General features: G+C 69.9%; 11 protein-coding genes. 8 read left to right on the forward strand and 3 right to left on the reverse strand.

Annotation, left to right across the window (positions count from 1 at the left end):
- Nucleotide 1: 1 nt before the first annotated feature.
- Together OG976_RS13260 and OG976_RS13265 are read right to left on the reverse strand one after the other, a co-directional pair.
- Nucleotides 2–514 (reverse strand): pullulanase, encoded by a 513-nt coding sequence (locus OG976_RS13260; protein ID WP_328362935.1) that lies wholly within the window; start codon nucleotides 512–514, stop codon nucleotides 2–4.
- Between the two features lie 6 nt (nucleotides 515–520).
- Nucleotides 521–1,972 carry a CCA tRNA nucleotidyltransferase gene (locus tag OG976_RS13265; RefSeq protein ID WP_328362938.1) on the reverse strand — a complete coding sequence of 484 codons (1,452 nt, stop codon included), beginning with the start codon at nucleotides 1,970–1,972 and terminating at the stop codon, nucleotides 521–523.
- Between the two features lie 88 nt (nucleotides 1,973–2,060).
- Between OG976_RS13265 and OG976_RS13270 the strand changes: the two genes are divergently transcribed.
- The 8 genes from OG976_RS13270 (at nucleotide 2,061) to OG976_RS13305 (ending at nucleotide 12,474) form a co-directional block, all read left to right on the forward strand.
- Nucleotides 2,061–2,858 (forward strand): NUDIX hydrolase, encoded by a 798-nt coding sequence (locus OG976_RS13270; RefSeq protein WP_328362941.1) that lies wholly within the window; start codon nucleotides 2,061–2,063, stop codon nucleotides 2,856–2,858.
- 2 nt (nucleotides 2,859–2,860) lie between these two features.
- A complete protein-coding gene (locus tag OG976_RS13275) occupies nucleotides 2,861–5,197 on the forward strand; it encodes a hypothetical protein (RefSeq protein WP_328362944.1) in 2,337 nt (778 codons plus the stop codon).
- Nucleotides 5,194–8,595, forward strand: coding sequence for a murein biosynthesis integral membrane protein MurJ (gene murJ, locus OG976_RS13280; RefSeq protein ID WP_328362947.1), 3,402 nt, complete (start codon nucleotides 5,194–5,196; stop codon nucleotides 8,593–8,595). Before OG976_RS13275 ends, murJ begins: the two co-directional genes overlap by 4 nt.
- Before the next feature lie 45 nt (nucleotides 8,596–8,640).
- Entirely contained in the window at nucleotides 8,641–9,168 is a 528-nt protein-coding gene (gene sigM, locus OG976_RS13285) for an RNA polymerase sigma factor SigM (RefSeq protein WP_328362949.1), read from the forward strand.
- A 17-nt stretch (nucleotides 9,169–9,185) separates the two neighbouring features.
- On the forward strand, nucleotides 9,186–9,701 hold the full coding sequence (locus tag OG976_RS13290) for a hypothetical protein (protein ID WP_328362952.1): 516 nt from the start codon (nucleotides 9,186–9,188) through the stop codon (nucleotides 9,699–9,701).
- Nucleotides 9,702–9,814: 113 nt separating this feature from the next.
- Nucleotides 9,815–10,798, forward strand: a complete 984-nt coding sequence (gene trxB, locus OG976_RS13295; protein WP_328362955.1) for a thioredoxin-disulfide reductase — start codon at nucleotides 9,815–9,817, stop codon at nucleotides 10,796–10,798.
- Nucleotides 10,795–11,127 carry a thioredoxin gene (gene trxA, locus OG976_RS13300; RefSeq protein ID WP_328362958.1) on the forward strand — a complete coding sequence of 111 codons (333 nt, stop codon included), beginning with the start codon at nucleotides 10,795–10,797 and terminating at the stop codon, nucleotides 11,125–11,127. Before trxB ends, trxA begins: the two co-directional genes overlap by 4 nt.
- Before the next feature lie 138 nt (nucleotides 11,128–11,265).
- Nucleotides 11,266–12,474 carry an N-acetylmuramoyl-L-alanine amidase gene (locus OG976_RS13305; RefSeq protein ID WP_328362961.1) on the forward strand — a complete coding sequence of 403 codons (1,209 nt, stop codon included), beginning with the start codon at nucleotides 11,266–11,268 and terminating at the stop codon, nucleotides 12,472–12,474.
- 6 nt (nucleotides 12,475–12,480) lie between these two features.
- On the opposite strand, the gene OG976_RS13310 is transcribed toward OG976_RS13305, so the two are convergent.
- Nucleotides 12,481–13,218, reverse strand: a complete 738-nt coding sequence (locus tag OG976_RS13310; RefSeq protein ID WP_328362964.1) for an acetyltransferase — start codon at nucleotides 13,216–13,218, stop codon at nucleotides 12,481–12,483.
- Nucleotides 13,219–13,418: the final 200 nt, after the last annotated feature.

The raw sequence follows: 13,418 nt of genomic DNA on the forward strand, positions 1-13,418 counted from the left end.
CTCAGAGAGCGGTGGCGTCATCGGCTGCGCCGTCACCGTCGGAATCGATGAGCTTCACGTCCCAGTGCCCGTCCCCATCGGTATCGACCCACCCGCTGTCGAAGCCACCGCCCTGGCCCGCGCGCAGCACCCGGTCGGCCAGCCCGTCGCGGTCGATATCGAGTAACCGGTCCGCGCGGCCGTCGCCGTCGATGTCAGCCGGGCCGTCGACGTGCTCGACACCGTCGAGCCCGAACCATCGCAGCGGACCGGCGGGCACGCCACCGGTCAACGTCCACGTGCCCGATCCGTCGTCGCTGTAGTGGCTTTCGGCGGTCCCGTCGTCGTCGAGATCCAGCACGGCCTGATCAGCCAGGCCGTCTGAGTCGGCGTCGGTCATGGCGTCGTCGAAAAGCCCATCACCGTCGAAATCCATTCGTACACTGTCGAATTCGCCGTCGCCGTCGATGTCAAGATCGGGTTTGCCGCTGAACATCTCCGCGGTGCCGTCACCGGGCCCAAGGCAGTAGTCCACAACAGGTCAGACGCTGGGCGTGCCCTTTGCGTTCCACCACGCCAGCAATTCGGCGGTGGCCTCCTCGGGGTCGAGTGGGCCGCGGTCCAGACGTAGCTCCTTGAGGAAGTTCCACGCCTCGCCGACCTGCGGGCCGGCCGGGATGCCGAGCAGCTGCATGATCGCGTTGCCGTCGAGATCCGGACGAACCCTGGCGAGATCCTCTTTGGCGGCCAGCTCGGCGATCCGCGCCTCGAGGTCGTCGTAGTTGGCCTGCAACCGCGCCGCCCGCCGCTTGTTGCGGGTGGTGCAGTCGGCGCGGACCAGCTTGTGCAGCCGGGGCAGCAGCGGGCCGGCGTCGGCGACGTAGCGGCGCACCGCCGAATCCGTCCACTTGCCGTCGCCATATCCGTGGAAGCGCAGATGGAGGTATACCAGCTGGGAGACGTCGTCGACCATCTGCTTGGAGTACTTCAGCGCCCGCATCCGCTTGCGGACCATCTTGGCGCCGACCACCTCGTGGTGATGAAAGCTCACCCCGCCGTCGGATTCGTGCCTGCGGGTGTCCGGCTTGCCGATGTCGTGCAGCAGGGCCGCCCAGCGCAGCACCAGATCCGGCTCGCCGGCTTCTTCCAGCGCCATCGCCTGCCGCAGCACGGTCAACGAATGCTGGTAGACGTCCTTGTGCTGGTGGTGCTCGTCGATGGCCATCTGCATCCGGCCGATCTCGGGCAGCACCACATCACCCAGACCGGTCTGCACCACCAGGTCGATCCCGGCCACCGGGTCGGCGCCGAGCAGCATCTTGTCCATTTCGACGGCCACCCGTTCGACCGTGATGCGGGCCAGCTGTGGCGCCATGTCCGCGATGGCGTCGCGTACCCGGTCGGCGACGCCGAACTGCAGCTGCGACACGAACCGTGCGGCGCGCAGCATCCGCAGCGGGTCGTCGCCGAAGGACACCTCGGGCGCGGCCGGGGTGTCCAGGATCCGCTGCCCCAGCGCCGCCAGCCCGCCGAGCGGGTCGATGAAGTCCCCGGGGCCGTCCGCGGTGATCCGCACGGCCATCGCGTTGACGGTGAAGTCGCGGCGCACCAGGTCGTCTTCGAGGCGCTCGCCGTAGCGCACCTGGGGATTGCGCGACACCTGGTCGTAGCTGTCGGCGCGGAAGGTGGTGATCTCCAGCCGCTGGCCGGACTTGCCCACCCCGACGGTGCCGAAGTCGATGCCGGTGTCCCACAGCGCGTCGGCCCACGGCCGGACGAGGCGCTGGACCACGTCGGGTCGCGCGTCGGTGGTGAAATCCAGATCCGTGGTCAGTCTGCCCAGGATCGCGTCGCGCACACTGCCGCCGACGAGGTAGAGCTCGTGTCCGGCGGCGGCGAACAGCGCGCCCACCTCGGCCAGCAGCTCGCCTTGCCGGTTGAGCTCGACAAGGGCGCGGGCGAGGAGCTCGACGTCCTCAGAGGGATGGGACACGTCGGGTCAGCCTAGTGGTCCGGGTGTCCGGGCTGCATCCGGCGAGTGCGGCCGGGACGGTCAGCGCGTGCCAGCTACTATCGCTTGGGTGTCGGACGGCGAACAGGCCAAACCACGACGGCGCCGGGGTCGGCGTCGTGGTCGTCGCGCTGCCGGTCCGCCGCAGCACGTCGCAGCCGACAATCGCACCCCCGAAGCCGGGCCCCAGCCCACCCCCGCAACCGTGGCTGACGGCGTGAAACCCCGCCCCGGCAAATCCAACCGGCCACGGCCTGACCGCCGCGGCACCACGCGCCTGCGCACCGTGCACGAGACGTCGGCAGGCGGCCTGGTCATCGACGGCATCGACGGACCGCGCGAGACGCAGGTGGCCGCGCTCATCGGCCGGGTGGACCGACGCGGCCGGATGTTGTGGTCGCTGCCCAAGGGCCACATCGAGCAGGGCGAGACCGCCGAGCAGACAGCCATCCGAGAAGTGGCCGAGGAGACCGGAATCCAGGGTCACGTGCTGGCCGCCCTGGGCAGCATCGACTACTGGTTCGTCACCGAGGGCATGCGCGTCCACAAGACCGTGCACCACTATCTGATGCGCTTCTCCGGCGGCGAGCTGTGCGATGAGGACGTCGAGGTCACCGAGGTGGCCTGGGTGCCGCTGGCCGAACTGCCGCGCAAGCTGGCCTACGCCGACGAGCGGCGCCTGGCCGAGGTCGCCGGTGAACTCATCGAGCTGCTGCAGTCCGACGGGCCGACCGCACTGCCGCCGCTGCCCCGTAGCGCACCGCGGCGGCGCCCCCAGACGCATTCGCACACCCGCAGCCGTCGCTCCGACGAGGCCGGGCCGCGCCAGTCCGGCCCGCGGACGAACGGCTGCGGTCCAGGGACGTGAACATGCCCGCCCGGGTGGCCGGCGTACTGCGCTTGCTGGCGGCGCTGGCAGTGCTCGCCCTGTTGGTGCTGCCGACCACCATCGCCCCGGCCGCCGCAGGTGAACCCGGCACCACGCCGTTCCTGCAGGTGCGCATCGACACCGTCACCCCCGACGTGGTCACCACCACCAGTGAGACGAGCTTCACCGTCACCGGCACGGTCACCAATGTCGGCGACCGCCCGGTCCGCGACGTCGTCGCCCGCCTCGAGCACGCGGCCGCGGTGAGTTCGTCGTCGGGGCTGCGGACCTCACTCGAGGGCGCCACCGACCAATTCCAGCCCGTCGGCGAGTTCACCAACCTCGCCGCGGAGATCCCCCGCGGCCAGGCGGTGGGGTTCCGCTTCACCTACCCGATTCGCGCCGGGGACGTGCCGTCACTAGGCATCGACCAGCCCGGGGTGTACCCGCTTCTGGTCAACGTCAACGGCACCCCCGACTTCGGTGAGGCCGCCCGCCTCGACGACGCCCGGTTCCTGCTTCCGGTGCTCGGTGTACCCCCGGACCCGGTCAACGCCGGTGGCGACTCGCTGGCCGACGTCGTCCCGCCCGATACCACCAAACCCGTTGCGGTGACTATGCTTTGGCCGCTTGCCGATAAGCCGCGGCTGGCGCCGGGTGTTCCGGGCGGCACCAACCCGGTGCGGTTGATGAACGACGACCTGGCGGTGTCGCTGGCGCCGGGCGGCCGGCTCGACACCTTGCTGTCGGCCGCCGAGTTCGCCACCAGCCCGGCGGTCGATCCCGACGGACAGACCGGCCTCGCGCTGTGTCTGGCGATCGACCCCGACCTCCTGGTCACCGTCAACGCGATGACCGCCGGTTACGTAGTCGCCGACGCCGCCAACGGGCTGGGCACCGCTGCACACCCCGGCACCGGGCAAGCCGCCGCCGTGGCGTGGTTGGACAAACTACGGAGCCTGGCCAAGCGGACGTGCGTAACGGCGACCCCGTACGCACAGGCCGACCTGGGCGCGCTGCAGCGCGTCGGCGACGCGGGCCTGAAGGCCGCCGCCATCGGCAACGCCAGCGACATCGTCGACCAGATCCTCGGTGTGACGTCGACCAGGGGCGCGACACTGCTCGGTGACGGCCCGCTGACAACGCCGGCGGTGGACTTACTCGACGGCCAGGGCCCCACCGTCGCGATCGCCGCGACCAGCATCACCGCCCAGGACTCCTCGACCGGCGAACCGATGGTCGCCGACGTGGCGGCACGACGGTTGTCACCGCAAGTGGTGGTCGCGCCGTTCGATCCTGCGGTCGGCGCCGCGCTCGCAGGCGTGGGCACCGACCCCGGGCTGCCGACCTACGTCGACTCCTCACTGAACGTTCCGCTCAACCACGACTCGACGGTGGCGCGCCGCCAGGATGCGATCGCCTCGATGCTGTGGCGGGCGCTGGCGCCGGGCGCCGAGCCGCGCACCCAGATCCTGTTGCCCCCGTTGCGGTGGAGCCCGCAGGCCGACGACGCCCAGGCGATGCTGACCGCGCTGGCCACCACCATCCGCTCCGGGCTGGCGGTACCGCGGCCGCTGACCGCGGTGATCAGCGAATCGGCTGCGCTGCCGCCGGACGCCGCCCCCGCCCAAGCGTGGTCGGACGACGTCCGCGGACGCTTCGACGACGACGTGGTAACCACCATCGCCGGCCAGGTCGGCAGGTTGTGGGACCTGACCGCGGCGCTGACCACCGACCCACGCACCGGCCTGACCGGTCAGCAGTACACCGCGCCGCTGCGCGAGGACATGCTGCGGGCGCTGAGCCAGACCGAGCCGCCGGAGACGCGCAACGAGCTGGCCCGCCAGCGACTGGCGGTGGTGGGCAGGACCATCGACGACTTCTTCCGCGCCGTCACCATCGTCAACCCCGGCGGCTCCTACACGCTGGCCACCGAGCACAGCCCGCTTCCGCTCGCGGTGCGCAACGACCTGGCCGTACCGATCCGGGTCCGGCTACAGGTCGACGCCCCGCCGGGGATGAGCGTGACCGACCTCGGTGAGCAGGAGGTGCCCCCGGGCTACCTGCCGCTGCGCGTCCCCATCGAGGTGCACTTCACCCAGCGGGTCGCCGTCGACGTCACGCTGCGCACCCCGGACGGGCTGCAGCTCGGTGAGCCGGTGCGGCTGTCGGTGCATTCCAACGCCTACGGCAAGGTGCTGTTCGCGATCACGCTCGCCGGCGGCGCGGTGCTGGCCTTGCTGGTCGGCCGGCGGCTGTATCACCGGTTCCGCGGCCAGCCCGACCCCGCCGACCTCGACCGGCCCCGGCGGTACCCCGAACCCGGCGAGGACGCGTGACACCGCCGCTGCGCCGTCCGGACCCCGGCACCCGCACCGAACTCTCCGACTCCGCGGTGGTCTCGCGGTCCTGGGGCATGGCGCTGGCGACCCTGGTCAGCCGAATCACCGGGTTCACCCGGATCGTGCTGCTGGCCGCCATCCTGGGTGCCGCGCTGTCGAGTGCGTTCACCGTCGCCAACCAGCTGCCGAACCTGATCGCCGCGCTGGTGCTCGAGGCCACGTTCACGGCGATCTTCGTGCCCGTGCTCGCCCGCGCCGAACGCGACGACCCCGATGGCGGCGAGGCGTTCGTCCGGCGGCTGGTCACCCTGGCCACCACATTGCTGTTGGTCGCCACCATCATCTCGGTGGCCGCCGCTCCCCTGCTGGTGCGGCTGATGCTCGGGCGCGATCCGCAGGTGAACCAGCCGCTGACAACGGCTTTCGCCTACCTGCTGCTGCCACAGGTGATCTTCTACGGCCTGTCGTCGGTGTTCATGGCGATCCTCAACAACCGCAACGTGTTCGGCCCGCCGGCGTGGGCACCGGTGGTGAACAACATCGTCGCGATCGCGACCCTCGGGCTGTATCTCCTTGTGCCGGGACCTCTCTCGGTGGATCCGGTGCAGATGGGCAACGCCAAGCTGCTGGTTCTCGGAATCGGCACGACGCTGGGGGTGGTGGCCCAGACGGCGGTGCTGCTGATCGCGATCCGGGCCCATCGGATCAGCCTGCGCCCGCTGTGGGGCATCGACGATCGCCTCAAGAGGTTCGGCACGATGGCCGCCGCGATGGTGCTCTACGTGCTGATCAGCCAGATCGGGTTGGTGGTCGGCAACCAGATCGCCAGCACCGCGGCGGCGTCGGGGCCGGCGATCTACAACTACACCTGGCTGGTGCTGATGCTGCCGTTCGGCATCATCGGCGTGACCGTGCTGACGGTCGTGATGCCGCGGCTGAGCCGCAACGCCGCCGCCGACGACGGCCCCGCCGTGCTGGCCGACCTGGCGCTGGCCACCCGGCTGACCATGGTGACATTGATCCCGATCGTGGCGTTCATGACGGTCGGCGGCCCGGCGATGGGCAGCGCGCTGTTCGCCTACGGCAAGTTCGGTGAGGTCGACGCGAACTACCTCGGGGTGGCGATCGCGCTGTCAGCGTTCACGCTGATCCCCTACGCCCTGGTGCTGCTGCAACTGCGGGTGTTCTATGCCCGCGAGCAGCCGTGGACACCGATCCTGATCATCGTCGCGATCACCGCCGTGAAGATCGCCGGCTCGCTGATCGCGCCACACCTGACCGACGATCCCGAACTCGTCGCCGGATACCTCGGCGCTGCCAACGGAATCGGATTCCTGGCCGGTGCCGCACTGGGTTACGTCCTGCTGCGCAGGGCGTTGAACCCGCCGAGCGGGCGGCTGCTCGAGGTCGACGTGATCCGCACGATCCTGGTCACGACGGCCGCCTCGCTGCTGGCCGGGTTGATCGGCTACGTCGCGGACCGGCTGCTGGGGCTGCAGGCGTTGACGGTGCACGGCGGCGGCGCCGGGTCGCTGCTGCGGCTGGCGGTGCTCGGCGTGATCATGCTGCCGATCGTCGTGGCCGTCATGGTCACCGCCCGCGTTCCCGATGCCGTCGCCGGGTGGGCGGCCGTCAAGCGCCGGATCACCCGCACCACACCGATTGCGGTGTCCGCGACGGCAACGGTCGACCCGCCGCGCGCGAACACCCACGTCACGTACCCTGAGCGCAGCAATTCGTCTGGAGCCGGGGCCCGCCCGCTCCGGTACGACCTTTCGGCAACGGTAGCCGGGGGGACGGGGAAAGGACCGGCGGTGAACGACCAACCCTCGGGCATGCCCCCGTCCGGTGACGCGACGACGAAGATCCCGCGCCAGGCCGCCGACGATTTCCAGCCCGACGTCGCGACGAATCTCGAGGTCGAGTCGTCGGCCACCGACGACGACACCGCTCTGATCCCGGGCGCCAGTGTGGCCAATGGGCGCTACCGCCTGCTGGTCTCGCACGGCGGGCCGCCGGGCCTGCAGTTCTGGCAGGCGCTGGACACCGCGCTGGACCGGCAGGTGGCGCTGACCTTCGTCGACCCCGACCGCAGCCTGCCTCCCGAGCAGGTGCAGGAGATCCTGGCCCGCACGCTCAAGCTCAGCCGTATCGAGCGTCCCGGCGTGGCCCGGGTACTCGACGTCACCAACACCGGTTCCGGTGGGCTGGTGGTGTCGGAATGGATCCGCGGCGGCTCGCTCAAGGAGGTCGCCGACACCTCGCCGTCCCCGATCGGCGGGGCGCGCGCGGTGCAGTCGCTGGCGGCGGCCGCCGGTGCGGCACACGAAGCCGGTGTGGCGTTGTCGATCGACCACCCCAACCGGGTGCGGGTGAGCATCGAAGGCGATGTCGCGCTGGCGTTCCCCGCGACGATGCCCGGTGCCACGCCCGAAGACGACATCCGCGGCATCGGTGCCGCGCTGTACGCGCTGCTCGTCGACCGGTGGCCGCTGCCGGAGGCCGGCACCCCCAGCGGATTGGCGCCCGCCGAGACCGACCCGGCCGGCGAGGTGATCGAGCCCCGGGCGATCGACCGCGAGATCCCGTTCCAGATCTCGGCGGCCGCCGCGCGCTCGGTTCAGGTCGGTGGCGGAATTCGCAGTGCCCCAACACTTTTGAACCTGCTGCAGCAGGCGACCGCGGTGGCTGACCGCACCGAGCTGATCGAGCCGGTCGGCAACTCCGCACCGCCTGCCGCCGGCTCCGAGGAGGAGCTCGAGGCCCAGGCCCGGCGCAAGCGCAATCTGCTCGTCGGCATCGGGATCGGCGCCGGCGTGCTGGTGATCGCGCTGATCGTGCTGGCATCGGTCCTCAGCAGCATCTTCGGCGATGTCGGCGGGGGCCTCAAGGGCGACCAGCTCGGCCTCAACCCGTCGACCTCACAGAGCCCGGCCGCCGCGGGTGAGGCGGTGAAATCCATTAAAGCGACGGTGTTTTCGCCGGCCGGCGGAGCCGACAACCCGGACAAGGCCGGTCTGGCGCTGACCGGGGCAACCGGCTCCGGCTGGTCCACCGACACCTACACCGACCCGGTGCCGTTCCCGAACTTCAAGAACGGTGTCGGGCTGATGTTGCAGCTGCCCGAGCCGACGAAGGTCGGCAGCGTGTCGCTGACCGTGCCGAGCACCGGCACCCAGGTGCAGATCCGCTCGGCCTCGAGCGCCAACCCGTCCAGCCTCGACGACACCACCGTGCTGACGTCGGCGACGACGCTGAAGGCCGGCGCCAACACCATCGAGGTCAACTCCTCGGCGCCGACGTCCTATCTGCTGGTGTGGATTTCCACGATGGGCACCACCAACGGCGACAACCGCACCGAGATCTCCGGGTTGAGCGTCAAAGCCGGTTCCTAACAGGGGTGAAGTGCGGGGCCGGCCGCCCGCCCATAGCGTCCGGCCGTGACCAGCTTTCCCCGCAGCGACGCCGACCTGTTGGCCGCCCACGTCGCCGGCGACCGCTATGCATTCGCCGAACTGTTCGGCCGCCACCAGCGCCGGCTCTACCACCTGGCGCGGGCGACGACCCGGACCGCCGAGGACGCCGACGATGCCCTGCAGGACGCCATGCTGGCCGCCCACCGCGGGGCGCCGTCGTTCCGGCACGACGCTGCCGTTGGCAGCTGGCTGCATCGCATCGTCGTCAACGCCTGCCTGGACGGGCTGCGTCGCAGGCGACTGCCCACCACGAGCGTTCCCGACACCGATTTCGGCTCGGTCGGCGACCGCACCCCGCAGGTGGACACCGCGGTGACGGTGCGCCGGGCGCTGATGCGGCTGCCGGTCGGGCAGCGCGCGGCGATCCTGGCGGTCGACATGCAGGGCTACTCGGTGGCTGACGCGGCCGCGCTGCTCGGCGTCGCCGAAGGCACCATCAAGAGTCGCTGCGCGCGGGCCCGCGCCCGACTGGCCGTTCTGCTCGCCACCTGAGGCGGCACACTGGTCGCGTGGAGCCCGACGACCGCGCCGACACCGCGCACACCGTGGCGCCCCAGGCCGGCTCACCGCGCGCCGCACATGCCGCGCGGCCCCCGGCACGCACCCGCCGGCTCGTGACGGCCGGGATCGGCGCAGCCGCCGTGCTGGCCGCCGTCGGCGTGGGGACGACGGCACTGCTGCGGTCCAATGACTCCACACACAGTGCGCTGACGACGGCCGACACCATCACCGTCACACCGACGGTGCCGTTGACGTCACGCGAGCTGGTCGCCCTGATCGGCCGCAGCCCGGACTTCGGCCCGCTCACCGACCCCGCGAAGCGTTCGTCGTGCCTGACCGGTCTCGGCTACCCGGGATCTCAGCAGATCCTGGGCGCCGAGCAGCTTCAGATCGACGGGCAGCCCACCGTTCTGCTGGTGCTGGCCGGCGAGAATCCCGACGAACTCGTCGCGCTGGCCGTCGCCCCGACGTGCAGTGCGGTCACCACCGGACTGGTCGCCGACACCACCGTGCGCCGCCCATAGTTCACGGCGGGGAACACCCGGGCCTACCCTGTTGTTTGACCAGGTGCCCTGGAGGCATCCGACGCGCAGGCATCGTCGCCCGCGGCGAACGGGACCGGAGCAGAAAGGCTGGAATGACCGCCACCCCTACCGTGCATGACGTCATCGTCATCGGATCAGGCCCCGCTGGCTACACCGCCGCCATCTACAGCGCGCGCGCCCAGCTCAAGCCCCTGGTCTTCGAAGGAACCTCCTTCGGCGGCGCACTGATGACCACCACCGAGGTGGAGAACTTTCCCGGCTTCCGCGCGGGTATCACCGGCCCGGAGCTGATGGACGAAATGCGCGAACAGGCGCTGCGCTTCGGCGCCGACCTGCGGATGGAGGACGTCGAGGCGGTCTCCCTGGACGGCCCGATCAAGGAGGTCGTGACCTCCGACGGCGAGAAGCACCTCGCCCGCGCGGTCATCCTCGCGATGGGTGCCGCCGCCCGCTATCTCGGCGTTCCCGGCGAGCAGGAGTTGCTCGGCCGCGGTGTGAGCGCCTGCGCCACCTGCGACGGCTTCTTCTTCAAGGACCAGGACATCGCCGTCATCGGCGGCGGTGACTCGGCGATGGAGGAGGCCACCTTCCTGACCCGCTTCGCGCGCAGCGTCACCCTGGTGCATCGCCGCGAGGAGTTCCGGGCATCCAGAATCATGCTGGACCGCGCCCGCGAGAACGACAAGATCACCTTCCTGACCAATACCGCGGTGCTCGGCGTCGAAGGTGACACCACCGTCAAGGGCCTGCGGGTGCGCGATGTCGTCACCGGCGAGGAGTCCACCCTGCCCGTCACCGGGGTGTTCGTCGCGATCGGCCACGATCCGCGTTCGGAACTGGTGCGCGGCGCGGTCGACCTCGACCCCGAGGGATACGTCCTGGTGCAGGGGCGCACAACCTCGACCTCCCTGGAGGGCGTCTTCGCCGCCGGTGACCTCGTGGACCACACCTACCGCCAGGCGATCACCGCCGCGGGCAGCGGCTGTTCGGCGGCCATCGACGCCGAACGCTGGCTGGCCGAGGCACACGAATCAGGCAGCACTGATACTTCCGAGATGATTGGGGCACAACGATGAGCGACGACAGTAACACCGTAACCGTTTCCGACGACTCCTTCGCCGATGACGTCCTGGGCAGCAATACCCCTGTGCTGGTTGACTTTTGGGCCACCTGGTGTGGACCGTGCCGCATGGTGGCGCCGGTGCTCGAGGAGATCGCGACCGAGAAGGCCGGTTCACTGACCGTTGCCAAGCTCGACGTCGACGCCAATCCGGCGACCGCGCGCGACTTCCAGGTGGTGTCCATTCCGACACTGATCCTGTTCAAGGACGGCGAGCCGGTGAAGCGGATTGTCGGCGCCAAGGGCAAGGCTGCCCTACTGCGGGAGATCGCCGACCACGTCTAGGTCGAGACGAATCCGTTACGGACGGCTTCGCCTGCCGTTTTCCGATATGGGCCCGGCTTCTGCGAGAATGCTGCCTAGCCTGTCTGCAAGCGTCAGCGATCGATAATCGCTGACCACGGTGACCGAAGGGCCGCGGGTATGTCGAGTCTGGACCACGGCGACGTGTTGCGCCGCGGTGACCGCGCCTCAGCCGTCGTCGAGATCAGAGCGGCCCTGGCGGCGCTGGGTCTGCTGGAGAATCCGGACGAGGACTTCACCACCGGACGGCACGTGGCGGCCGATGTGTTCGACGCCGACCTCGACGACGCAGTACGCGCTTTTCAGCAGCGCCGCGGTCTGATTGTCGACGGAATCGTCGGTGAGGCCACCTACCGTGCGCTCAAAGAGGCGTCCTACCGGCTGGGCGCCCGGACACTGCTGCACCAGTTCGGTGCGCCGATGTACGGCGACGACGTGGCCACCCTGCAAGCCCGGTTGCAGGACCTGGGCTTCTACACCGCCCTGGTCGACGGCTACTTCGGTCTGCAGACCCACAACGGGCTGATGTCCTACCAGCGCGAGTACGGCCTGTCCGCCGACGGCATCTGCGGCCCGGAGACGTTGCGCTCGTTGTACTTTCTGGGTTCGCGCGTCACCGGAGGCTCACTGCACGCCATCCGCGAAGAGGAACTGGTACGCCGCTCCGGCCCGCGCCTGTCGGGCAAGCGCATCATCATCGATCCGGGCCGCGGCGGCAGCGACCACGGCCTGATCACCAACGGCCCCGACGGTCCGATCAGCGAAGCAGATATCCTGTGGGACTTGGCAAGTCGGCTCGAGGGCAGGATGACCGCCATCGGCATGGAGACATTCCTGTCGCGGCCGTCGAACCGCAGCCCGTCCGATGGCGAGCGTGCCGGGACCGCCAACACCGTCGGTGCCGATCTGATGATCAGCCTGCGCTGTGAGACCCAGCCCAGCCCGTCACCCCACGGCGTCGCATCGTTCTACTTCGGCAGCTCGCACGGCTCGGTGTCGACCATCGGCCGGAACCTCGCCGACTTTGTTCAGCGAGAAGTTGTGGCGCGCACCGGTTTACGCGACTGCCGCACCCACGGACGCACCTGGGATCTGCTGCGGCTGACCCGGATGCCCACCGTGCAGGTGGACGTCGGCTACATCTCCAACCCGGGTGACCGTGCCATGCTGGTCACCCCGCAGACGCGGGACTCCCTCGCCGAGGGCATCCTCGCCGCGGTCAAGCGGCTGTACCTGCTCGGCAAGAACGACCGGCCGACCGGAACCTTCACGTTCGCCGAGCTGCTCGCACACGAACGTGCTGTGGAGCAGGCTCGCCCCGCCCTCTGAGCGCTCCTAGCTCCGAACCTCTGCGCCGGCGCCGACCGGCTGCTCGAGTTGTGCACTCTCGAGCAGTTGTTTGAGCGCCGCCTCTACCTCGGCCTTCCAGCCCAGGCCCTTGTCGAGCTCCAAGCGCAGCCGGGGGAAGTACCGGTGCGGCGCGACGACGGTGAAGCCGGCGTCGATCAGAAAATCGGCCGACATCATGCACTGGTCGAACGAGCAGTCACCCAGCGCCTCGACAGCCGCCCGCAGTTCGGGTGCGACATCTTCGGGGTCGAGCTCGAGGAGTTCCGCGGACTCCGCGGTACGGCCGAATGCCTCCAGTGCGCGCACGCCGCGACGAACCAGTTCGCTGACCACTTGGCTGAGCAATGAATGCGGCAACCCGTCGGCGTGGCCGGGCTCGGTCCCCATCGAGGTGAGTAGGACTGCGTCGGCACTGACCGGTCCGGTGGGGAAACGTTGCGCCCGCGGGACCGCGCGGGGCGGCGCGTAGAGGATGTAGCCCAGGCACGGCTCGTCCTCGTCGACCTCTGTTCCGTCGGTGGGCACCGGCGCGGCGACCTGGCCGCACGATCCCCACTCGAGCATGACCATCGACAGCCACGCCTCCTTCTCGAACTCGGGGTCGGGCAGATAGTGCCCGGTGTCCAAGGTCGCCGGATCCACTTCCCAGAAGACGCACCGGCGGGCGTGCTTGGGAAGCTGCTCGAAACCATCGAGCCTCAGCGGCTTGATACGAACGGACACTAGCCTCCCCGGCTCTTCGGCGGTGCCGCGATGGGCGACAGCCCCTCCAGGATAGGAGAGTCTGGCCAATGGCGGCCAGTGCTGGCCTGGCTACTTTCGTCAGCCTCGCGTGGCGGCGAAAGATTCTGCAGCACTGTGGAATTCCCCTGTCGATGGTCGCAATGGGCAAACGCTGGACGACGTCGGCGTCACTGTGACGT

Source organism: Mycobacterium sp. NBC_00419 (assembly GCF_036023875.1).
In the GTDB taxonomy this organism is placed as follows: domain Bacteria; phylum Actinomycetota; class Actinomycetes; order Mycobacteriales; family Mycobacteriaceae; genus Mycobacterium.